Source organism: Streptomyces sp. NPDC048462, from assembly GCF_043200175.1.
Classification (GTDB): domain Bacteria; phylum Actinomycetota; class Actinomycetes; order Streptomycetales; family Streptomycetaceae; genus Streptomyces.
The window spans coordinates 221,289-243,862 of the sequence record NZ_JBICXG010000005.1 but is presented as its reverse complement, the minus strand read 5'-3'; the positions used below and the strand labels follow the sequence as shown (position 1 = coordinate 243,862).

At 71.7% G+C, this 22,574-nt stretch carries 17 protein-coding genes and 1 pseudogene; 8 read left to right on the top strand and 10 right to left on the bottom strand.

Annotated features, from left to right (window positions below):
- The 3 genes from ACGFU6_RS12020 to ACGFU6_RS12010 are packed head-to-tail and all read left to right on the top strand — an operon-like array spanning nt 1 to nt 2,763.
- A complete protein-coding gene (locus tag ACGFU6_RS12020; RefSeq protein ID WP_393610072.1) occupies nt 1–906 on the top strand; it encodes a metal-dependent hydrolase in 906 nt (301 codons plus the stop codon).
- Between the two features lie 8 nt (nt 907–914).
- Complete coding sequence (locus ACGFU6_RS12015) at nt 915–1,991, top strand: PDR/VanB family oxidoreductase (RefSeq protein ID WP_393610315.1); 1,077 nt, start codon at nt 915–917, stop codon at nt 1,989–1,991.
- Between the two features lie 49 nt (nt 1,992–2,040).
- On the top strand, nt 2,041–2,763 hold the full coding sequence (locus ACGFU6_RS12010) for a TetR/AcrR family transcriptional regulator (RefSeq protein ID WP_393610070.1): 723 nt from the start codon (nt 2,041–2,043) through the stop codon (nt 2,761–2,763).
- Between the two features lie 4 nt (nt 2,764–2,767).
- Here the strand turns inward: ACGFU6_RS12010 and ACGFU6_RS12005 are convergent, their stop codons facing one another.
- Together ACGFU6_RS12005 and ACGFU6_RS12000 are read right to left on the bottom strand one after the other, a co-directional pair.
- A complete protein-coding gene (locus ACGFU6_RS12005) occupies nt 2,768–3,118 on the bottom strand; it encodes a 5-carboxymethyl-2-hydroxymuconate Delta-isomerase (protein ID WP_393610068.1) in 351 nt (116 codons plus the stop codon).
- A gap of 181 nt (nt 3,119–3,299) precedes the next feature.
- Entirely contained in the window at nt 3,300–3,428 is a 129-nt protein-coding gene (locus tag ACGFU6_RS12000) for a hypothetical protein (protein WP_393610066.1), read from the bottom strand.
- A 368-nt stretch (nt 3,429–3,796) separates the two neighbouring features.
- Between ACGFU6_RS12000 and ACGFU6_RS11995 the strand changes: the two genes are divergently transcribed.
- Entirely contained in the window at nt 3,797–4,159 is a 363-nt protein-coding gene (locus ACGFU6_RS11995; protein WP_393610065.1) for a hypothetical protein, read from the top strand.
- Entirely contained in the window at nt 4,156–5,169 is a 1,014-nt protein-coding gene (locus ACGFU6_RS11990) for a hypothetical protein (RefSeq protein WP_393610063.1), read from the top strand. Before ACGFU6_RS11995 ends, ACGFU6_RS11990 begins: the two co-directional genes overlap by 4 nt.
- 204 nt (nt 5,170–5,373) lie before the next feature.
- Here ACGFU6_RS11990 and ACGFU6_RS11985 read toward each other — a convergent pair whose 3' ends face one another.
- From ACGFU6_RS11985 to ACGFU6_RS11970, 4 genes are all read right to left on the bottom strand, one after another.
- Nucleotides 5,374–7,410: an ATP-binding protein gene (locus tag ACGFU6_RS11985; protein ID WP_393610061.1), complete on the bottom strand. Its 2,037-nt coding sequence runs from the start codon at nt 7,408–7,410 to the stop codon at nt 5,374–5,376.
- A gap of 197 nt (nt 7,411–7,607) precedes the next feature.
- Nucleotides 7,608–12,935: a pullulanase-type alpha-1,6-glucosidase gene (gene pulA, locus ACGFU6_RS11980; RefSeq protein ID WP_393610059.1), complete on the bottom strand. Its 5,328-nt coding sequence runs from the start codon at nt 12,933–12,935 to the stop codon at nt 7,608–7,610.
- 113 nt (nt 12,936–13,048) lie between these two features.
- Nucleotides 13,049–14,770, bottom strand: coding sequence for a carbohydrate-binding module family 20 domain-containing protein (locus ACGFU6_RS11975; protein WP_393610057.1), 1,722 nt, complete (start codon nt 14,768–14,770; stop codon nt 13,049–13,051).
- A 468-nt stretch (nt 14,771–15,238) separates the two neighbouring features.
- Complete coding sequence (locus ACGFU6_RS11970) at nt 15,239–16,324, bottom strand: DUF5937 family protein (RefSeq protein WP_393610055.1); 1,086 nt, start codon at nt 16,322–16,324, stop codon at nt 15,239–15,241.
- 99 nt (nt 16,325–16,423) lie between these two features.
- Between ACGFU6_RS11970 and ACGFU6_RS11965 the strand changes: the two genes are divergently transcribed.
- On the top strand, nt 16,424–17,650 hold the full coding sequence (locus ACGFU6_RS11965; RefSeq protein WP_393610053.1) for an MFS transporter: 1,227 nt from the start codon (nt 16,424–16,426) through the stop codon (nt 17,648–17,650).
- Between the two features lie 103 nt (nt 17,651–17,753).
- On the opposite strand, the gene ACGFU6_RS11960 is transcribed toward ACGFU6_RS11965, so the two are convergent.
- Both ACGFU6_RS11960 and ACGFU6_RS11955 read right to left on the bottom strand, forming a co-directional pair.
- Nucleotides 17,754–18,224: an NUDIX hydrolase gene (locus ACGFU6_RS11960; RefSeq protein WP_393610052.1), complete on the bottom strand. Its 471-nt coding sequence runs from the start codon at nt 18,222–18,224 to the stop codon at nt 17,754–17,756.
- A gap of 2 nt (nt 18,225–18,226) precedes the next feature.
- Nucleotides 18,227–18,946: an XRE family transcriptional regulator gene (locus tag ACGFU6_RS11955; protein WP_393610050.1), complete on the bottom strand. Its 720-nt coding sequence runs from the start codon at nt 18,944–18,946 to the stop codon at nt 18,227–18,229.
- A 282-nt stretch (nt 18,947–19,228) separates the two neighbouring features.
- On the opposite strand from ACGFU6_RS11955, the gene ACGFU6_RS11950 reads away from it, so the two are divergent.
- Nucleotides 19,229–19,444, top strand: coding sequence for a hypothetical protein (locus tag ACGFU6_RS11950; RefSeq protein WP_393610048.1), 216 nt, complete (start codon nt 19,229–19,231; stop codon nt 19,442–19,444).
- Nucleotides 19,432–19,671: pseudogene (locus ACGFU6_RS11945) on the top strand (hypothetical protein); the annotation flags it as partial. The gene ACGFU6_RS11950 and the pseudogene ACGFU6_RS11945, both read left to right, overlap by 13 nt.
- Nucleotides 19,672–19,731: 60 nt before the next feature.
- Here the strand turns inward: ACGFU6_RS11945 and ACGFU6_RS11940 are convergent.
- Nucleotides 19,732–20,802, bottom strand: a complete 1,071-nt coding sequence (locus tag ACGFU6_RS11940) for a LacI family DNA-binding transcriptional regulator (protein ID WP_393610046.1) — start codon at nt 20,800–20,802, stop codon at nt 19,732–19,734.
- Nucleotides 20,787–22,514, bottom strand: a complete 1,728-nt coding sequence (locus ACGFU6_RS11935) for a glycoside hydrolase family 13 protein (RefSeq protein WP_393610044.1) — start codon at nt 22,512–22,514, stop codon at nt 20,787–20,789. The genes ACGFU6_RS11940 and ACGFU6_RS11935 overlap by 16 nt, the downstream gene beginning before the upstream one ends.
- Nucleotides 22,515–22,574 lie beyond the last annotated feature (60 nt).

Genomic DNA, 22,574 nt, shown 5'->3' with positions numbered 1-22,574 from the left:
ATGTCTAACACGCAGCCAGCGGCGGTCGCGTCCGAGCGGATCGCACTCAAGGCCCGCCGGGTCTCCTTCGCCTGGGACCGGACGCCCCTGCACTGGGTACCGGGCGATCCGTTCACCACGCACACCATCAACGTCCTCCATCTGCTGCTCCCGGCCGGGGAACGCTGGTTCATCCACGTCTACCGCCAGGTGCTGCCGTATATAACCGACGAGCGGCTGCGCGAGGACGTCATCGGGTTCATCGGCCAGGAGGCGATGCACTCCCAGGCCCATGACGACGTGCTCCCGCACCTGAGGGAGCTGGGCCTCGACCCGACCCCGTACACGGCGCAGGTCGACTGGTTCTTCGAGAAGCTGCTCGGGGACCACACGCTGCCGCCGGGCCGGGCGCGCAAGTGGTGGCTGATGGAGCGGGTGGCGACGATAGCCGCCATCGAGCACTACACCGCGTTCCTCGGCGACTGGGTCCTGAACGCCGAGGAGCTGGACCGGCGCGGCGCCGACCCCACCATGCTGGACCTGCTGCGCTGGCACGGCGCGGAGGAGGTCGAACACCGGTCGGTCGCCTTCGACGTGTTCATGCATGTCGACGGCGGATACCGGCGGCGGGTGCGGACCTGGGCGACGGCGTTCTCCGCACTGGCCTTCCTCTGGCAGCGCGGCGCCCGCTTCTTCATGGAGAACGACCCCAGTCTGCTGGACGGCAAGGCCTCGTTCGGGCAGTTCTACCGCAGCGGCCGGCGCGGCACCCTGCCCAGCACACCCTCGATGCTGCGGTCCATACCGCGCTATCTGAGCCGCGGCTACCACCCCTCGCAGGAGGGCAGTACGGCCCAGGCCGTGGACTACCTCAACCGCTCGCCCGCCGCGGTCGCGGCCCAGGCCCGTACGACGGAAGCCGGCTGACCATGCCCCTGCCCCTCCCCCGGCCGCGCACCGTCCTCGCGCTGGCCGCCGCCGCGCTGCTCGCCAGGCGGGCGATGCGCCGGCGCATAGAGAAGTCCCCGCTGTGGCCGCTGCCGGCGCTCGACGAGCCCGTGTCCGGTCACTCGCAGCGCCGTTCGACCACCGGCAGACTGCTGACGGTCACCGAGCGGTCCACCCCCGCCGACGGGGTCGTGCTGCTCCGGCTGAAGGGCTCGGGCCTGCCGCGCTGGCAGCCCGGCGCCCACCTCGACCTGGTGCTGCCGTCCGGGCTGATCCGCCAGTACTCGCTGTGCGGCGACCCGGCCGACCCCGACACGTACACCGTCGCGACCCGGCTCGCCGAGGACGGCCGGGGCGGCTCCCGGGAGGTGCACGAGCGGCTCCGCGAGGGCGACGAGATCGAGGTCCGCGGCCCGCGCAACCGCTTCCCGCTGGCGGACGCCCCCGCGTACGTGCTGGTCGCGGGCGGCATCGGGATCACGCCGGTGCTGCCGATGCTGCGCGAACTCGCCGCCGCCGGAGCGGACTGGCGGCTGCTGTACGCAGGGCGCAGCCGGACGACGATGCCGTTCCTGGCGGAGCTCGCGGAGCTGGACGCGGACGGCGGCCGGGTCACCGTCGTACCGCAGGACGAGGCGGGCCACCCGGACGTCGCCGCGGCGCTGGCGGACGCGGCGCCCGGCACGGCGGTGCACTGCTGCGGCCCGCAGCCCCTGATGGACGCGGTCGCCGCCGCGCTCCCGCCCGGCTGCACCCTGCACCTGGAGCGCTTCACCGCGGCGGCCCAGGACGCCACCGGCTCCGCCCCGTTCGAGGTGGAGCTGCGCCGCTCGGGCCGCACGGTCCGGGTGGCGGCGGGCCAGTCGGCGCTGGCCGCGGTGCGGGCGGAGCTGCCGCATGTCACGTACTCCTGCGAACAGGGCTTCTGCGGTACGTGCCAACAGCGCGTCCTGGAGGGCGAGGTGGACCACCGCGACGATCTGCTCGACGACGCGGAGCGGGCGGACTCGATGCTGCTCTGCGTGTCCCGGTGCCGGGGCGAGCGGCTGGTGCTGGATCTGTAACGGGCCCGGGGGCCCTGCGTCGGGCGCGCAGGTCGGTACGCTGTTCACCATGACGACCGGGGTGCGGCGCAGGATGGGCGTCGAGGAGCGCAGGCAGCAGCTGATCGGTGTCGCGCTGGAGTTGTTCAGCCACCGCTCCCCCGACGAGGTCTCGATCGACGAGATCGCCGCCGCCGCCGGGATCTCGCGGCCGCTGGTCTACCACTACTTCCCGGGCAAGCAGAGCCTGTACGAGGCGGCGCTGCGGCGGGCGGCCGACGAGTTGGCGACCCGGTTCCTGGAACCGCACGAAGGCCCCCTGGGCGCAAGGCTGTTGCGCGTGATGCAGAGGTTCTTCGCCTTCGTCGACGAGCACGGGCCGGGCTTCGCCGCCCTGATGCGGGGCGGCCCGGCCGTGGGCTCGTCGACGGCCAACGCGATGATCGACGGGGTGCGGCAGGCGGCCTGCGAACAGATCCTGGCCCACCTCGGGGTCGAGGAACCCCCGGCCCGGCTGGAGTTGGTCGTCCGGTCCTGGGTGTCACTCGCCGAGTCGACGGCCCTGATCTGGCTGGACGGGCGGCACATCCCGCGCGCCGAGCTTGAGTTGCAGCTCGTGCACGACTTCGCGGCACTGATCGCCGTGAGCGCCGCTTACAACGCGGAGATGGCGGGCATTGTGCTGCGGGTCCTCGCGCAGGAGCCGGCGGACGGGCCGTTCGGAGACCTGCTGGTGCGGCTCTCCGCGCTGGCCCCCGCCGTGCCGGCCGTGCCGCCGCAGCGGCTTCCGTAAGGCCTCAGGCGCTGCGGTAGGACGCGTCGAGGTCACGGGCCTCGACCGAGAGGTGCAGCGTCAGCCCGGCCGCCGGCCTGATGTGGGCGGCCAGCAGCTCCCGTACGGACTCGGTGAGCCGGGCCTTGACCTCGGGGGTGCGGCCGGCGAGCAGCGAGATGTCGATGTGCACGAGCGCGTCGCCGCCGGGCGCGTCCGCCACCACGACCTCCTCGACCCGGCGGAAGCGGGTCTTGCAGGCGGCGATCTTCGTGGCCACCGTCTCGGCGACCAGCGGGTGCAGCGCGCCGGTGAAGCCGGTGCGGTCGAAGGTGTCGTCGAGCTCGGCGGAGTAGTCGACGGTGATCTGCGGCATGGCGGGGCTCCTGAGCGGGGCGGGGAGGGACGGTACGCCCCCACCCTTTCCCGCGCCGGGGAACGCGCACAAGCGGGAATCACTATGTGAGCGGTTCGCGGGAGGCTCCTTGTGCGCGGTGCGTCGTGGGGTCGCCGCGCGCACGGTCCGCCTCGGCGTCCCTACGGGCAATACCGGTGATTCAGGGCCTTCTGCGGGTGCCGGCGGTCCTCGTGGTCTCGACCATGGTGACGATCGGAGCGCTGGGACGCGTCGGGGTGCGGTGCTCGGCGCACTTCAGCGCCCAGTGGGACATGCTGCGTTTGATCACGCACGGGTCGGAACGCAACCGCCCTGGTTCCAGCAGGCGTTCGCCGATCTCACGCCGAGCCTGGGGGGCTGCCCGGGTGAGCCGGGAGGGGGGAAGGCGCCGCCTGGTCGGTGGCCTGGCGGCGGGCGACTCGCAGGGTGCACCCTCGACGCCGGCCGCCGGCGAACACATCAGCCGGATGCGTCTTGTGCTGGTGAGATGAGTACCAGGGAGTCGGGGCGCGGGCTCAAGGTGCTTATTTGACCTGGACTTGACACTCGCGATTGAGTACCCCGGGAAGATCACTGGGTCATGGGGGTCCGATGAGTTCAGATTTCGACGACGAGCGCCCGATATCCGCGCCGAACACAGGACCGGATCCGCACGTCATGGCACCTGTCACGCCGAACAGCGAGGCAGACCCCCGTGCCACCGCACCGGTCACACCCAACATCGGGCCCGATCCGCGCGGCGAGCAGATCCAGCTGGTCTCCGCACCGGCCGGGGCCACCGCCGGGGGCAGTCGGCGGCGGCGTACCCACCGCCGGATTCGGTACGAGCCATGTCGACGACCCCAGCGTGCTCAGCCGCGCCGCCTCACCTCGCACCAGGAAATGCTCGATCTCCTGGGCAACCGGGCCAAGGACGGCGGGCCCGGCCGGCATGGGGCCGGGATGGACGATCTCAGGCACGACATGACGAATGACCACACCCCCGGCCAGCAGCTCACCAAGGAGGCGATCGGCCGATGAAACCGTTCCACAAGCGGGCCGTGATCGTAGGCGCGCTGGTTCTGACCATCGTCACCGGGGGCGCTGTCACCTACGCCGTCGTGTCCCACGAGGAGGACCCCGGCTGCGGGAACCTGCTCGGCGAGAAGCCGGTGCAGCGCATCCTCGGTTCCGAGCACCGTACGGACATGAGCTGCGCCGATCTGGGCGAGGCCCTGCGGCGGGCTGCGACGGGACCGGTCGCCGGACAGCACACACTGGCACAGGCGCAGAACATGCACGACACCATCATGGTGATCAACGAAGACATTCAGCAGCGTCGGCAGCCCACCATCGCCGAGGGACTCCGAGGGCCGATCACGAAGGCCCTCGCGGACTATGCCGGAGACTCCTTCGAGATGCTCACCGCGATCAACCCGGACTACAACCACCGCAGGGACAGCGGTCCTTGGCGCGAAGGGGCGGTCGTCCGTATGCCGGTCCCCCTGGGCGATCTCGTGCGCGTGATGCGTGCCGCATCCGATGCCCCGTCGGCGTACGCGACCCTGCGGGCCGCGCAGACCCGTGAGTGCGCGGACGGGCTGGGCGCGCTGCCTGCGAAGGTCACGGACACCGAGTTCCGGGGTCCGGCCCGCGACTGCGCGGCGGGACTGGGCCGATTCGACGCCATCGCCGACGACCTGCCGGAGAACAAGCGCCAGGACTGGCAGAAGGCCGTCCTCGCCCAACTCGCGGACACTGCGCCCAAGGCGCCTCCGGCCTCGTACGGCGACGATCCCGCCGAGCACATCATGCGAACCTGGCAACAGGGCTTCACCGGGGCCGATCCCGACGAGTCCGCCTTCATGGACGACGACATCAGCCGGCTCATCGACATCTGGGTCAAGGGGAGAGGAGAGGACCCCCGTTCCGGCAGAGTGAAACTGCTCCGTGCCAAGGCCGCCGGCGATGCCTCCGGCACCGCCGGAGATACGGCAGCTGCCCTCACCTGCACCCGCCACCCCCACGGCAGCTCCTGCCCCCTCCTCTAGGGTCCGTTTGGATCAGGGAGCGGTGTCCGGTGCGTGCGATTGCAAGGCGGAGGAGGGAGTGAATGCGGAGCATTGGCGACCGACGACAACGCCGCGGATGTGCGTGCCGGACACCGCGAGCCCGGCATGAGCCAAACGAAAGACCCTAGGGCCTGTCTTCAGACTGCCGTCTGCCGGGCGACGACGGCAGTCTGAAGACAGGCCCTAGGTGAGCAGTTCCCCGTGGAGCGCGAGTGCCAGGCCCGCCTCGGCGCTGTCCGCGCGGCCCCGGTCGTAGGCCCGCTGGTAGGCGGCGTCCCCGACGGACTCGCGGGCCTGGCGCTCGCAGGCCTCGCGCAGCGGCCCCAGCTCCGGGGTGCCGCGCTGCGGGTGGCCGACCATCCGCCAGTAGAGCTGCCCGGTCCCGTACACCCGGGCGGCGTGGGCGCCCTCGCCCTGGGCGGCGACCGCGGCGGCCAGGATGTCCAGGCCGAGGGCGATGCCGAAGCTGTCGCGGAGCCGGTGCTTGCCGGTGAGCATGGACCGGGCGTGCGCGGCGGCCGCGTCGGCGCGGCCCTGGAGCAGGGCGATCAGGGCGAGCTGGTAGTCGACGTAGCTGCGGGTCCAGCACTCGTCCATGGCCTCGCAGGCCGCGCGCAGGACGGCCGCGGCCTCGGCCGCCTCGTCCAGCCGGCCGAGGCCGGTGAGGGCGAAGACGGTGATCAGGTGGCAGCGCAGCCGGTAGGTCGATTCGAGCGGCGTGCCGGCCTCGGTGCTCCGCAGCACGCGGTCCACCTCGCGCAGGCTCAGTTCGGGCCTGCCGACCATCAGGTGGGTGAGGCCGCGCAGGTACGCGGCGGCGAGGACGCCCTCGTCGGCCCCGTCCTCGGCGGCCGCCTTCACGCATTCCTCCCCGATCCGCTCGGCGGCCGGGTAGTCGCCCTGGAGCATCACGCAGATGCCGAGCACCCACAGGGCCCGGGTGCGGTGGGGGCCCTGTGCCGGGCCGACGTCCAGGGCGCGCTGTGCGTAACCGCGGGTCTGCGGCAGGTGGCCGCAGCAGCACCAGAAGAAGCCGATCCGGCCGGCCATCTCCTGGGCGGCGGCGGTGTCGTGGGTGAGCAGGTGGTCCAGGGCCGCGCACAGGTCGGCGTGGGTGTCGGCGATGCGGTGGTACCAGCTGATCTGGTCGTCGCCGGTCCAGCCCGCGTGGGCGCTGCGGGCCAGTTGGAGGAAGCAGGCGGCGTGCCGGTCGGCCGCGGCCCGTTCCTCCCCGAGCTCGGCCAGCCACATCCGGCCGTACTCGCGGATGGTGTCCAGCATCCGGTGGCGCGCACCGTCGCGCACGACGACCGATTTGGCCACCAGGCCGCGCAGTGCCGTGCCCACTCCGTCCCCGGTGAGCGGTCCCCCGGCGCAGACCTCGCGGGCGGTGGCCTCGTCGAAGTCACCGCGCAGCACGGTCACCCTGGCCCAGAGCAGCCGTTCCAGCGGGGTGCACAGCTCGTGGCTCCAGCCGATGGTGGTGCGCAGGGTGCGGTGGCGCTGCGGGCGGATGGACTCGTCGGCGAGCAGGTCGAGGCGGGAGCCGATCCGCAGCGCGATCTGCTCGACGGTGTGCCGGCCGGTGCCCGCCGCCGCGAGTTCGATGGCGAGCGGGATGCCTTCCAGCCGTCGGCAGATCTCGGCGGCCGCCTCGGCGGTGCCCGGTTCGTCGAACTGGGTGCCGGGGGCGGCCGCGACGGCCCGTGCCCGGAAGAGGGCGAGGGCGTCGGCGGCGCCGTCGACGGGCAGCGGCTCGACCTCGACGAGTTGCTCGCCCTTGATGCCGAGGGGCTGCCTGCTGGTGGCGAGCACGGTGAGCCCGGGTGAGGTCGTGAGGATCTCCCCGAGGAGGTGGGCGCAGGCGGGGCGCAGATGCTCGCAGGAGTCCAGGACGAGCAGCAGCTCCTTGTCGGCGAGCCACTCGCAGAGCACGTCCATGGGCAGCCGCAGGGTGTGGTCGCTGAGCCCGACCGCGTCGGAGACGGTGGCGAGGAGGAGTCCGTCGTCGTGCAGCGGGGCGAGGTCGGCCCACCAGACGCCGTCGCGGTATCCGGGCTCCGCGCGGCCGGCCGCGCGGACCGCGAGGCGGGTCTTGCCGACCCCGCCGGAGCCGGTGAGCGTGGTCAGCCGACGGGTGGCGAGGGCGTGTTCGATCCGGCCCAGCTCCGTCTTCCGTCCGACGAAGCTCGTGGTCTCCTCGGGGATGTAACTCACCATCGTCACCGTCGCTGAACAGGTGGAGCGGCCGGGCCCCGGCCCCCGCGCCCGGTACGCCACCGGCGGGCCGACGGTGCGGCTGGCGGTGTGTACGGGGATCGGGGCCGGGACCGGCCGGGTGGAGTGGGGAGGGCGCGCCCGGGAGTGTGTTGCTGCGGCTCTCCCCGGCGGCTGGCCTCACGGTAGACCTGTTGCGGTCAGCGTGCCGAGAACACCGCCACTGTGCGTCCCGGAACGGTGAAAATTCCCGAACTCCGTCCGTAGACAGACCTCTTGACGGTAAGATCCGCGCCCGCCGCCTGGACGGGGTGCAGGGTGTAGTTCCGGCCCGCCAGTGCGGCGACCTTCTGCGTGGTGGTGTCCGGGGTGGCGTTGAGGACGACCACCAGTTTCCCGAGCCGCATGGTGATCACTCCGGGGGTCTCGTCCTTGCCGGAGAGCGGGAAGGAGAGGGCGGACTGCACCTGTCCGGCGGTGGCGAGGCCGAAGTCCTTCTCGGTGGCCCGGATGGTGAGCAGGTCCCGGTAGGCGGCCGAGGCGCCGTTGATCTGTGCGCAGCCGGGGCTGATCGCCGGGTTGGCCAACAGTGGTCCGGCGTAGGGCCACTTGGCCTGGTTGTCGGCGGCGGGCGGAAGGCCCCGGCCGAAGCCGTTGCCCGCGCGGCAGTCCCAGTGCAGGGCGTTGAACCAGTCGCCGCTGTCGAAGGAGTTGCGGTCCAGGGACTTGGAGCGCAGCAGGTCGGTGCCCGCCTGGGAGAGCGAGGGCCCTTGCGAGAGGGTGGCCGTCGCCATGGCCAGGACCTGCATGCGGGCCCGGTCGGCTGCCGGGGTGTCCGCCGGGAGCTTGAAGGCGAGGGTGTCGTAGAGCGTCTCGTTGTCGTGCGCGTCGGCGTAGGCGAGGGCGTCGCCGGGGGCGTCGGCGTATCCGGCCGGGGCCCCGTTGTAGTCGATGTCCGAGCCCTTGACCGTGCTGCCGGAGCTGGCGGTGAAGGTGTAGCCGGCGAGGCTGCCGGTGAGCCCGACCTTGATCAGGTCCTGGTAGTGCAGCAGCCGGGCCTTCTGCTCGGCCTTCGTACCGTTGTGGGTGGAGGCGTTGGGGTCGGTGTAGAGGCCGGTGGCGAAGCCCTGCACGCCGGGGTCCTCGTCGAACGGGGAGCCACCGCGCACGGCGTCGCGGGCCCGGTCGGAGAAGGTGGCGATGCCGGTGCCGGCCATGTTCTTCTGGGTGGCCTGGACGAAGCGGGCGTCGTCGGCGATCTCTCCGAAGTTCCAGCCCTCCCCGTACAGGATGATCTTCTTCCCGTCGACGCCGTCCCTGGCGACGGTCAGCGCGTCCAGGGCCTTGCGGACGGCCAGGATGTTGGCCTTGGGGTGGTGGCCCATCAGATCGAAGCGGAAGCCGTCGACCTTGTACTCCTTGGCCCAGGTGACGACCGAGTCGACGACCAGCCTGCCCATCATGGTGTTCTCGGGCGCGGTGTTGGCGCAGCAGGTGGAGGTGGCGACGGTGCCGTCCTCCAGGAGCCGCTGGTAGTAGCCGGGCACGATCCGGTCGAGGACGGACTTGTCGTCCTGGCCGGAGGCGACGGTGTGGTTGTAGACGACGTCCATGACGGTCCGCAGCCCGGCGCCGTTGAGGCCCTGCACCATCTGCCGGAACTCGACGGTGCGCTTCGTGCCGTCGGGGTCGGAGGCGTAACTGCCCTCCGGGACGGTGTAGTGCAGCGGGTCGTAGCCCCAGTTGAAGGCGTCCTTCGCGGCGGTCTTCGCCACGCAGGCCTGCTGCTCGGCGGAGTCGGGGGCGTAGACGGACAGGTCGCAGGCCGGCTTCTGCTGGTCCTTCTTCTTCTCCGGGATGGTGCCGATATCGAAGGCGGGGAGCAGGTGGACGTAGCCGGTGCCGGAGTCGGCGAGCTGCTTGAGGTGCTTCATCCCGTCGGAGCGGGTGTCGGTGAAGGCGAGGTACTGGCCGGGGTGCTTGGAGGTGGGGTCCGCGATCGAGAAGTCGCGGATCTGGAGCTCCTGGATCTGTGCGTCGCGCAGCGGCACGGCGGCGGGCTTGCGCAGCCCGCTCCAGCCCCTGGGCGCGAGCTTGCCGTCGTCGAGGTCGACGACGAGGCTGCGGGCGGAGTCGGTGGTCAGGGCGGTGGAGTAGGGGTCGGTGACCTTGTTGGTGACCAGCTTCTGGACGGTGGGCGCCCAGACGTTCACGGCGTACCGGTAGGGCTTGCCCTGCCAGTTCTTCTTCCCGGTGACGGACCAGACGCCGGTGCGGTCGTCGCGGCGCATGGCGACGGTCCTGCCGTCGAGTTCGAGCGCGACGGTACGGGCGGTCGGCGCCCAGACGGACAGGGTGGGCGTGCCGCGGTGGAAGACCGGGCCGAGCGGGGCGCCGCTCGCCCGCTTCCCGTAGAGGTCGTCGAGCACTCCGGCGCTCTGCACCCCGGTGGCGGCGAGCAGGGCGCCGTTGGCCGCGCGCTGGGTGGCGATCAGCTGGCCGCGCAGGGCCTCGCGGACCCGGTCGCGGTCACGGGCGTCCACGGTGAACGCCGGGTAGTCCTTGAGGTGCGGGTACTTCGCCTGCTGCGCGTCGGTCAGGGCGGCCGGGCTGAGCCGCAGCCACTGGCCCTCGTCGGAGAGCGCGCCGTCGACGACGGAGATCCCGCCGCCCGGTGCGTAGACGAGCTGCTGGCTGGTGGCCTCGGTGGCCTTCACCTTCCAGACGACGGTGTCGGCGTCGATCCACTGCGCCTCCGCCTTGGTGAGGTCGGGGGCGGGCACGCCGCCGGTCTGCGGGAGCAGGTAGCCGGCGCGGCCGCCGAGCATCCAGACCTCGTGGCCGTAGCTCGCGATATCGAGCGACTGGTCGCCGGTCAGGTCCTTCTCGTCGCCGCGGTGCAGGATGTAGCTGAGCGAGGTGGCCGCGTCGGTGAGCGGGACCTCGAAGGTGAGACCGGAGGCGTCCTTCTTCACCGGCTGCAGCGGCTTGGCCCAGTCGGTGGGCTCCTTGGCGCCGGTCCAGGTGTGCAGCCCCCAGCCGTCGTAGTCGCCGTCGGCCCGGTAGTAGTGCAGGACGGCCTTGCCGGTGTCCTGCGGCGGGTAGGCGCCTTCGGGGGCGGTGTCGGCCTGGCCGTCCTCGCCCTGCGCGATCCACACCTGCCCGGTCCTCGCGAGGTCGACGGTGCGCTCCGGCCCGTCCGCGACACCGGCCTTCTCGACGGTGTACGGGACCGAGGAGGCACCCTCCGGCACCTTGATCCAGGCGAAGGCACCGTAGGCGTCCCGGCCGGTGAACGCGGCGGTGGTGTCGCCGGACCTGACCTGCCGGCCGTCGTAGGCGCCGTCGGCACGCTTGTAGTGGATGACGGCGTAGTCGCGTTCGACGGCGACGGGCTTCGCCGGGGCCGGTGCCTGGCCGGCGGTCGACGCGGCGAGCGTGCTCGCGGTGCGTCCGGTGCGGTCGACGACGACGGCCTTGTAGCGCAAGGGCGTTCCGGCGGCGGTGTGTGCGCCGATGGTCTGGGTGACCTTGTACGGGGCGTGGTCGGCGGTGCCGAGGGTGGTCCACTTGCCGTTGCCGGTCTGGGCGGCGAAGACGACCCGGTTGAGGGAGCCGCCGTTCACGTCGGCGGTGAGCTCGACGGTGCCGGTGGCTCCGGCGGCCGGTGCCTTCAGCGTGACCGAGGGCTTGGCGGCAGGGGCGGCCAGGGGCTTCGCGGCGCGCAGCACGATGCTGGACAGCGCCGGGACGGTGACGGTGATCTTCTTGTCGGAGCCGCTGCGGACCGTACCGGAACCGCCGTACAGGGTGCGGAAGTCCATCCGGGCGGACTCGGTCGGCAGGTCGACGGTCTTCGCGGCCGTGCCGTTGTTGGTGGCGACGACGTACTCGTCGCCGCGCGCCGGGTCCGTACGGGAGAAGGCGTAGACGGAGCCCTCGGCGTACCGCTCGCTCTGCACGCCGTCGCGCAGCGCCGGGTTCCGGGCGGTCAGCCCGGACAGGGCGGCGATGGACCGGTAGAGCGGGTGGCCCGGGTCGTAGGCGTCGGAGGCGTGCGTACGGTCGGTGCCCAGTTCGTCGTCGTCGAGGTAGTCGGCGGTCTTCGAGGCGAACATGGTCTGGCGGGCGTCCTTGTCACCGCCGGCGCCGGTGAAGCCCTGCTCGTCGCCGTAGTAGACGACGGGGTTGCCGCGGCTGAGGAACATCACCTCGTTGGCCAGCCGGGCCCGCTTCACCAGCTCCGCGTCATCGGCCTTCGGGTTGTCCTGCTTCAGGAACGTCCCGATGCGGCCCATGTCGTGGTTGCCGAGGAAGGTCACCTGCTCGTAGGCGTTGGCCTTGTCGGTGGTGTACCGGTAGTCGTCGCCGAAGACGGCGGCGAGCTTCGAGGCCGGGGCGCCCTGCGAGGCGTACTGGCGGGCCGCTTCCTGGAAGGGGAAGTCGAGCGTGGCGTCCAGCCGCCCCTGGGTGACGTAGGGCGAGGTGATCGCGGTGTCGGCGGAGTAGACCTCGCCGAACATGAAGAAGTCCTTGCGCCCGTGCCCGGCCGCGTAGGTGTCGAGCGCGGTCGCCCACTGGGTCCAGAAGTCCATGTCGACGTGTTTGACGGTGTCGATCCGGAAGCCGTCGATATCGAAGTCGCGGACCCACTTCTCGTAGATCTTCTCCATCCCGGAGACGACCTCGGGCCGCTCGGTCCACAGGTCGTCGAGCCCGGAGAAGTCGCCGTACGTGGTGGACTCGCCGGCATAGGTCGAGTCACCGCGGTTGTGGTACATCGTCGGGTCGTTGAGCCAGGCCGGCGTCTTGCCGCCGGAGGTGACCGGCTTGTACGGGAAGGAGCCGGCGTCCACCTTCGCCATGCCCGCCGCGTCGTCGAAGGGGCGGCCGTTGCGGTCGAGGTAGGGGTAGGCGCCCTTGGGCTTGTAGCCGTACGTCTTCTCGGCGTAGTCGACGGTGTCGGCGGTGTGGTTGGTGATGACGTCGAAGAAGACCTTCATGCCCTTGCCGTGGGCCTTGTCGATCAGCTTCGTCAGGTCGGCGTTGGTGCCGAAGTGCGGGTCGACCTGGGTGAAGTCGGTGATCCAGTAGCCGTGGTACCCGGCCGAGGCGTCCTTGCCGGTGCCCTGCACGGGCCGGTTCCTGAAGATCGGGGCCAGCCAGATGGCGGTGGTGCCGAGTCCCTTGATGTAGTCGAGCCTGCTGGTCAGCCCCTTGAGGTCGCCGCCCTGGTAGAACCCCTTGTCGGTGGGGTCGTACCCGGTCTCCAGGCGCGAACCGGTCAGCCCGCCCTTGTCGTTGCCGGTGTCGCCGTTGGCGAACCGGTCGGGCATCACGAAGTAGAACTGCTCGCGGGTCAGGTCGTGCCGGGCCGGCTCGGCGGCCAGCTTCGCGTCCGAGGGCGCGGCGGGCGGCCCGGCCGCGGCGGCGGGCAGCGCGGGCACCAGGGCCGCGCACAGGGCGGCCGCGACGACGGCGGCGGGCGCCGCTCTTCGCGCGGGCACGCGCGGGTACGGACGTATCACTCGGGTTCTCCTCGAAGGGGGTGTACGGGTACGAGGCCGGACGGGCGGAATTCAGCCCGTCCGGCGATTGAGGACACGGCGCGGCCGGAGACCGCTCGGCCCACGGAGAGACCTCAGTTCCGCCAGGCATCCGCGGTCAGGGCGACCTTGCCGGAGGAGGGCACCGTGGCCGTGCGGTTGGCACCGCTCTCCCAGGTGACGTTGCCGCTCGCGTCCTTGCGGACGTACTTGTACTCGAACGACGTACCGGCGGGCAGGCCGACGTCGAGCTTCCAGACGGGGTAGGCGGCCGGGTCCAGCTTCGGCGCGGCGCCGGGGTTCCAGTTGCCGAGGGCGGACTGGTTGCCGGTGACGTAGATGTTCTGGCCCGGCTGGGTGGTGGCGTTGACCCCGAACGAGGCGCCGGAGGTGCCGGTCCCGGGGCCGGTCGGGTCCGTCGGATCGGTGGGGCCACCGGCGCAGGTGCGGGCGTTCGTCTGGAGGGCGAGTGCGGTGCCGGCGCCGAGGGTGGCGGTGAAGCGGCCCGAGCCGTCCACGGTGACGCCGTTGCCCGACTGGATGTCGCAGTAGGCACCGGCGGGCAGCGAGGTCTGGAACGTGCGGGACAGCGTGGAGCCCTCGTGGTTGATCACGACGTACGCCTTGGAGCCCCGGCCGAAGGCGATCTGGTCGCCGCCGTTGTCCCACCAGTTGGTGACGGCCTCGCCGCGGGCGGTGTTGCGGAAGCCGACCATGGAGGCGATCTCCCGCCAGGCGTGCTGGCACTTCCAGCCGTCGCTGTAACAGGCGTTGACCGTGCCTCCGTTGGGCGGTCCGGCGTCCTTGTCGGACCACTCGTAGCCGGAGTGGACGTCGGGCGAACCGTAGGGCCAGGCCAGCATGAACACGCTGGCGAGCGTGTAGTTGGCACCGTCCTTGTAGCTCAGTGTGTCGCCGCCGCGCTCGGTGTCGTGGTTGTCCACGAACACCGCGGCCTTCGAGGAGGCCATGAAGCCCCAGCCCTCGCCGAAGTTCTTCAGGTTGGCGAGGTTCTCGTTGTTGAAGACCTGCTTGAGGCTGCGGGCGTACCGGAACTCCTGCACGTCCCCGGTGCCGGCGTACTCGTCGGGCGAGACGGCCTCACCGGCTCCGTAGATCGCCTCCTGCTTCCAGTACGCGGCCGGGTTGCTCAGCCGGGACTTGATGTTGGCCAGGTCGTCCTCGGGGATGTGCTTGGCCCCGTCGATGCGGAATCCGTCGACGCCGAGCGCGAGCAGGTCGTTGAGGTATCCGGCGATGCGGCCGCGTACGTAGTCCTCACCGGTGTCCAGGTCGGCCAGGCCGACGAGTTCGCAGTGCTGGACGTTGTAGCGGTCCTGGTAGTTGCTGATCTGCGCGGTGCAGTCGTCCATGTCGGGCGCGGAGTACAGCCCGGGGTAGTCGTACTTCGTGTACGAGGACCCGCCGGTACCGGTGCCGGAGCCCGCCGACATGTGGTTGATGACGGAGTCCGCGACGACCTTGACGCCCGCGCTGTGGCAGGTGCCGACCATGGCGGCGAACGAGGCGCGGTCGCCGAGCCGTCCGGCGATCCTGTAGCTGACCGGCTGGTAGGAGGTCCACCACTGCCCGCCCTGGATGTGCTCCTGGGGCGGCGAGACCTGCACGTACCCGTAACCGGCCGGACCGAGGGACTCCGTGCACGCCTTGGCGACGGAGTCGAACTTCCACTCGAAGAGAACTGCGGTGACGTCCTTGGTGCCCGGCGCGGCGGCCTGGGCGCTCGTGCCGGGGACCACGAGAGCGGCGGCGCCCGCCATCAGGGCGAGCGCTGCAGACAGGGGTCTGCGTGCCATGTCATTCCTCCTGCGGTGGGGGAAATGCGAGTGACGGCTGTCGAGTTGTCTCGGCCTCGTACGGCAACGCACCCTGCCCTCAAGGCTCCTGAAGGTTCTTGCTGCAAGAATGCAAACCTTGCCGCGGGGAGACCGTACGAGCCCGCCAGGTCCCGGTCAACCCTTTGGACATCAACTGCTCACATCCTGCTCACACCCACGAAATACCGCAGATTTCTTCCTGCAAGCTCTTACGCAAAACATTGCAGCCCTGTTACGTTTCTCCCGACTCCGGTCCGGTCGGCCGGGGGTCCCGTTACCCCGGGCCCCACGCGCCCGTCCGGCCGGGCCGGTCACGGACAAGAGGGGCACCCGAAGTCACACTCCCCGCCGGCCCACCCCGGGCCGACTCCGGGTGCCCCTCCTGCACGCGGGGGCCGCTTCCCCCGTCGCGGCCGCCGTCGGGCGACGCGCCCGCGGTCCGAACGCTCAGCGCAGCACCGCGGCCAGCAGATCGGCCCCCAGCGTCGTCAGATCGGGCAGATTGAGGGTGTAGCGGACGTAGCGACCGTGCCGCCGGGCCGTGAGCAGGTCCGCTCGGCGCAGGACAGCGAGGTGGCGGGACACCTCCGGGGGTGACAGTTCCCAGGCCTGGGCCAGCTCACCGGTCGTGTGCGGGCCGCGGGCCAGGGTACGCAGCAGCCGGAGCCGTACCGGATGCGCGAGCGCCTCCAGTCGTAGCGTCACCGTTTCCAGCGCTACCGGCTCCGTCGGACTCGCCCCGGCCACCGGGTACTGCACCACCGGTTGCCATCCGGGGGCGTGGACGGCCACCAGGTGCGGGCGGCCGAAGGCGCTGGGGATGAAGGTGACTCCGGTGCCGTGGGCGGCGGTCGCGTTGTCCTGCAGCTTGTCCACGATGATGCAGTCGCCGTCCGGGGACAGGGTGACGGCGCCGGAGACCGAGGCGAGTGCCGCACCGATGCCCTGGTGCTTCAGCAGGTCGTTCTTCAGACGCAGGTCGGTGGCGAGTTGTACGGCGACGCCCGTCCACGCGGCGTCGAAGAAGGCCTCGGCGCACTGTTCGAGGGTGTGGCGCACCCGTGCCCGCACGGCGGCCGGGTCCGCCAGCAGCCGTTCCGCGAAGGCTTCCTGGATCGCGCCCCGGGCCTGGGCGAGGTCCAGGGCCCGCTCACGCGCCGTCGCGTCGGCGAGCGGCGACGGCGCGGCGAAGTTGACCCGGTTACTGCCGCAGGTGGTGATGAGCGCGGCGGTCACATAGGTTTCGTTGTCGATCCGGTCCACGTCGTCCAGCTCCTCGGCGAGGGTGAGCCGGGGGCGCGCGGGGACCAGGAAGTCGGCCCGTGAGGAGCGCCAGAGGAACTCCGCCTCCCTGAGCCGTTCGGCAAGCTCCGGCCGGAGCCCGGCCCAGACGTCCCCGGCCCAGCCGGCGAGCTGCGGGTGATGCGCGGGTTCGGCCAGCACGTGCAGCATGGCGGTCAGCTCGGCCAGCGGGGAGGGAGCGAACCGCAGTTGTCCCGTCGGCAGGCCCCCGATGTCGATCCTCAACGTCATCCCCTCATCATCGCCGGTCAGTTGGCCGGCGACCACGTCGATTGACGATGTCCGTCAACCGGCCTGGCCGGCTCCGCTGCCGGCCGCACCGTTGACGCCATGGCAACCACCACCAAGCTCCAGCCGCGCGACCTCGTCCGCGCCTGCGGAGGCCCCCGCTACGCAGTCGCCCTGACCGTGGACGCACTCGGTACCGGGCTGCTGCGGCCCCTTCTGCTGCTCTACGGGGTCTCCGTGCTGCGGCTGACCGCGCCGGCCACCGGCATCGCCATGACAGCCGGCGCCGTCGTGGGTCTGGTGTGCATGCCCGCGGTCGGCCGCTGGCTGGACCGGGGCGCACGCAGCACGGTCGTGGCGGCGTCGATGCTGGTGCGGGTGCTGGGTGTGGCGCTGCTGCTGGCCGCCCCGGCGGGAGACGTCCGGCTGTTCGCGGCGGCGGCGCTCTTCCTCGGCATCGGCAACCAGGCATGGCCGGCCGCCCACGCCGCCCTCGTGGCCACGGTCGCCCACGGCCGGGAACGCGACGTCGCCCTCGCCGGGAGCCGCGCCCTGCGCAACGCCGGCCTGGGCGTGGGCGCCCTCCTCGCCACCGCATGCCTGGCGGGCGGCACCGCGGCCCTGCAGGCGCTGGCAGCCGTCACCGGGCTCGCCTACCTCGCCGCGGCGGCCCTGGCATGGTCGGTCCACGTGCACGCTCATCCGGCCGCCGCCCCGGCCACGGGCGGCAACGACGGGCCCGCGCCCCGGATGCGCGCGCTGCTGGCCGCCAACGTGATCTACGTCTTCTGCCTCAACGTCCCCGAAATCGCGCTCCCCCTGGTCCTGGTGACACAGCTGCACGCGTCCCCGGTGTGGTCGGGGGCCATCTTCGTGGCCAACACCGTGCTGGTGGTCTCCCTGCAGGTTCCGGTCACCGTCCTGATGTCCCGCTTTCCTCGCCGGTCCGTACTGGCGGTCGGCGGCGTGGTGCTCACGGTGTCCTACCTCGGCTTCCTCGCGGCCACCTTCCTGGGACACGACGTGGCCGCCCCGGCCGTCGCCGCGGTGTCCGTGCTCTGCACTCTCGGCGAGATCATCTACGCGGGCAGCGCCACGACGCTGGTCACCGCCCTCGCCCCGGCCCATGCCCTGGGCCGCGCCCTCGCCCGCTTCCAGCTCTCCACGGGCTTCGGCCTCTCCGCCTCGCCGGCGGCCATCACCGCTCTCGCATCCCACGGCCCGGCCGCCCTCTGGGGCACCCTCGCCGCCGCGACGCTCCTCTCCGCCGGAGCCGTCGCCACCGAGAAGGACGGCGACGGGCCCTGCCCCGAGCACCCTTCGCCCTGACCGGGCAGCGGGGCCCCGCGGAGTCCGGTTCCCCCGTCCGGCCGGCAGGGGCCTCTCCCGGCGAGGAGCGGCGTTGTTGCCGTCGCTACTGCCGTCCGCCGGATCAGCCCAGGTAGGGGCTTTCGCGGCGTTCCATGAAGTGCTGGAGCCTGAGCTGGTGGGTGTGGTGCATCGACAACTGCGCGATCTCTTCCGGCGGTACGAACCGGAGCTCTGTGGACTCGTCGGAGATCTCCAGCCGGCCGCCGGTGATGCGGGCGGTGAAGCAGACGTTGAACTGGCGGCGAACCTCGCCGTCCGTGTAGGCGATGATGTGTTTCGGATCGGTGTAGGTGCCGACCAGGCCGGTGATCTCGACGTCCAGACCGGTCTCTTCCCTGACCTCGCGGACGGCCGTGCCGGGCAGAGAGTCGGTGAGGTCCATGCCACCTCCCGGCAGGGCCCACAGATCATTGTCGCGGCGGCGCTGGAGAAGGATGCGCCCGTGATTGTCGGTGACGACAGCGGATGCGGCCACGACCATGCTGTTCGGCTCGGGCGCGTTCGGGTCGTCGTAGTGTTCGGTGCGCGCCACGGTCAGCCTTCCACTTGTACGGGCGTCGCCGTCGTCCACACGGCGTCGAAGCTCTCGGCGTAGGTGTCGAACACCCCGCCTGTCTCGTGTCGGCGAAGATGCCATACGGGGGCGGCGTAGGCGTTGACGCCCCAGACGTGGGCGTTGACGAGCTGCTGGTCGTCGGCACGGTAGAGGGAGTTGTAGAGCGTGGTGCTGTGGGTGCGGACTTCGATGCCGAGGGTGCCGGCGAGCGGCCTGTAGTGCATGAGCGCGAGGCGGCAGCGGGATTCGATGGCGTGGCCGAACCGCTCTTCTTGGCCGCGGGCTTGGACGTTTTCGCTGTCGGGGTCCCCGACCGCGATGCGGACGGTGCAGCCTTCGGCGGCGCGTTCGGTGAGGAGTTCGTTCAGCCGGGGGTACGCCTCGTGGAGGAAGACGGCCGCGTAGACAAGGATGTCGATCCGTTCCCGGGCCTGGGCCATCAGGTCGGTGAACGCCGACACGGGGAGGTCGGCCCGCTGCTCGTAGAGCGCCACCAGCTCAGGGCTGATGGCGCGGACGGGGCGGGCCTGGCGGAGCGCCGGCCAGAGTGCGTGCACGTCTTCTCCCAGGGCCTTGGCCGCCTGGAGGGCGGTGGCACGGCGTGGGATACGCCCGAGGTTCACCCAGCGCTCGACCGACTTGGGGTCGACCTCGACCTGCTGAGCGAGTGCGGCGTACGTCCAGCCTCCCGTCGCCATGACGGCTCGTAGTCTCTCGTTCCGCACGAGTCTCCCCCCTCATCTCAGGACGGCACTAGGGACGTTCCACACGGTGCAGGACGTCCCGAAGCGGGTTTTGGTGGAGGTTCCTTCGTCCCGGTGACCGGCGTGAGGATCGGTGCCGACCCTGCGGCACCGACAGACCCCAGGGCACGCATCACCGCCGCCGAGGAGCGTCACCGTGCCAATGAGCGCCACCCCGTGTGTTCCCGCCCTACAACTGACCGCCCAGCCGCCCGCCCCCTCGCCGGGGTGGTCACGATGAACGCCCCCGCCCCCGATGCCGGCGCTCTGGCGGTCGACCGGCGGAATGGCGAGGTGGGCGTGGTGATGGGACACGTGGGGACGTACATGCAACTTCGACCGCTGGGCGGTGGCCGGGAGTGGGACGTGCCGCCCCAGGACGTACGTCCGCCGACCCCGGCCGAAGAGTTGAGCGCCAAGGTGGCCGTGGCCAACCGAAGGTGGCGGCGGTGACCCCGCACTCGGTCCTGCGCTACGGCATCTGGACGCTCCAGCCCGACCGCGAGCCAGATGCGGAACCGGTCCTGTACGCGATGCAGTGCGCCGTGGACGGAGAGACCTCACCGACGAGCGAGGACTTCGCCGAACCGCAGGACTGGGTGCTGCGGCATTGCGGCCGGAACCCGTCCCACCACACCTACCGAGAGCTCATCACCCGCCCCTGGCGGACCTGGCGCCAGATGCGACCCGCTGGGTTCGCCCCATCAGCAGCCCACCCCGGAGACGGAGCCGCGCTCGCGTCACCCCCCGCGCACCGCCGCCACCACCGCCGCCGTCGACCCCCGTACCACCAGCTCCGGCTGGAACACGTACTCCGTGCGCTGGACGGGGCTGCCGGCTATCTCCTCCAGCAGGGCGCCGACCGCCGCCGCCGCCATCGCCTGGACGGGCTGGCGGACCGTGGTCAGCGGGGGGTCGGTGAACGCGATGAGCTGGGAGTCGTCGAAGCCGACCACGGACACCTCGCGCGGCACCGACAGGCCCCGGTCGCGGGCGGCGCGGACCACGCCGAGGGCCATCAGGTCGCTGCCGCAGACGATGCCCGTGCAGCCCCGGTCGAGCAGTCCGCCGGCCGCCACCTGGCCGCCCTCGACGCTGAACAGCGTTGAGCACACCATGAGTTCGGCCTCGGAGCGGTCCATCCCCAGCAGCGACACCGCCGCGTCCACGAAGCCGTCGCGTTTGCGGCGGGAGGGGACGTAGCGCTGCGGGCCGATCGCCAGGCCGACCTTGCGGTGGCCGAGTTCGGCGAGGTGGCCCACGGCCATGCGGACGGCGGCGGTGTCATCGGGCGATACGAAGGGGGCGCTGATCCGTTCGTTGTAGCCGTTGATCAGGACGAACGGCACGCCCCGGTCGGTGAGGGCGGCGTAGCGCGCCGGGTCGGCCGAGGTGTCGGCGTGCAGTCCGGAGAGGAACACGATGCCGCCGACGCCGCGTTCGACGAGCTGCTCGACGAGTTCGTCCTCGGTGGCGCCGCCGGGCAGCTGGGTGCAGAGGACCGGCGTGTAGCCGTGGCCCGCCAGGACCTGTTCCACGGACTGCGCGAACGCCGGGAAGATCGGGTTGGTGAGTTCGGGCGTCACCAGTCCGATCAGTCCGGCGCTGCGCTGCCGCAGCCGTACCGGGCGCTCGTAGCCGAGGATGTCGAGCGCCGCGAGCACCCGCTGACGCGTGGTGTCCGCGACGCCCGGCTTGCCGTTGAGCACCCGGCTGACGGTCGCCTCGCTGACCGAGGCCTGTCCGGCGATGTCGGAGAGCCTCAGCGCGCCGCCGGCCCTGGGCGGGGGGACCGTCACACCGTCCACCACACCGTGGTGTCGGCCGGGAGCTCGATCTCGGCGCCGTCGGTGGTGACCGGGGCGCTGGACAGCAGGACGGTGCCGCGTACGGGGATGCGGACCGGGGCGCCGGTGGTGTTGACGGTGCAGACGAAGCCGGGGCGGGCGAAGATCAGCAGGCCCTCGGGGGCGTCCAGCCACTCCACCGCTGTTCCGGCACCGAGCCCCGGGTGCGCCCGGCGGGCGGCGATCGCGGCCCGGTACAGCTCCAGGGTGGAGCCGGCCGCACCGGTCTGGGCCTCGATGCTCAGCTCGCCCCAGCCGGTGGGCTGCGGGAGCCAGCTGCCGCCGTCGCCGAAGCCGTACGAGCTGCCCTCGCGGGTCCACGGGATCGGCACCCGGCAGCCGTCGCGGAAGCCGTCCTGGCCCTCGGCCCGGAAGAACGACGGGTCCTGGCGGGCCTCGTCGGGCAGGTCGGTGACGTCGGGCAGGCCGAGTTCCTCGCCCTGGTAGACGTAGGCGGAGCCGGGCAGCGCCAGCATGAGCAGGCTGGCCGCGCGGGCTCGGCGCAGGCCAAGGTCGCGGTCGCCCGCGGTCCGGATCTGGGTGCCGAGGCCGGGCGGGTTGGCGAACCGGGTGGCGTGCCGGGTGACGTCGTGGTTGGAGAGCACCCAGGTGGTGGGGGCGCCGACCGGGCGCATCGCGTTCAGCGAGGTGTCGATGACGGCGCGCAGCTCGGCGGCGTCCCAGGCGGTGGCCAGGTACTGGAAGTTGAACGCCTGGTGCATCTCGTCGGGGCGTACGTAGTTGGCGGTGCGCTCGACGGTCGGGGTCCAGGCCTCGGCCACGGCGATCCGCCCGCCCGTCGCCCGCCGCCGCCCCTCTGGCGAAGGCCCTTCGGGCCCCATCGCATCGGGGTACTCGTCGAGGATGGTGCGCCAGCTGCGGTAGACCGCGTGCACACCGTCCTGGTCGAAGAAGGGCATGACATCGTTTCCGAGCAGCTTCAGCTGGTCGTGCGTGCCCAGGTCGGGCAGCCCCTCGGCCTTGACGAGGCCGTGTGCCACGTCGACCCGGAAGCCGTCGACGCCCATGTCGAGCCAGAAGCGCAGGATCGAGCGGAACTCGTCCGCGACGGCCGGGTGCTCCCAGTTGAAGTCGGGCTGTTCGGGCGCGAAGAGGTGGAGGTACCAGTCGCCGGGCGTGCCGTCCGGGTCGGTGGTCCGGGTCCAGGCCGGTCCGCCGAAGATGGACTCCCAGTCGTTGGGCGGGAGTTCGCCGTGCGCGCCCTTTCCGGGGCGGAAGTGGTAGCGGTCGCGCAGGGCGGAGCCGGAGCCCTCGGCGAGCGCGCGCTTGAACCACTCGTGCTGGTCGGAGGAGTGGTTGGGCACCAGGTCGACGATGATCCGCAGACCCAGGTCGTGGGCGTCCCGGATCAGCGCGTCGGCGTCCAGCAGGGTGCCGAACATCGGGTCGATGGCCCGGTAGTCGGCGACGTCGTAGCCCGCGTCGGCCTGCGGGGAGGCGTAGAAGGGGCTGAGCCACACGGCGTCGACGCCGAGGTCCCTGAGGTACGGGAGCCGGGCGGTGACGCCTGCGAGATCGCCCATGCCGTCGCCGTTGCCGTCGGCGAAACTGCGCGGATAGACCTGGTAGATCACCGCGTCCTGCCACCAGCCGGTGCGGTGGCCCGGGGCGTCGGTGGACGTGCCGGTGGAGGGGGCAGCGAGGTGCTGGGTCATGTCGTCCCTGGGGTGTCTGGGTGGGGAGTGGCGCCGGAACCGGGTCGGGATGCCGGCGCC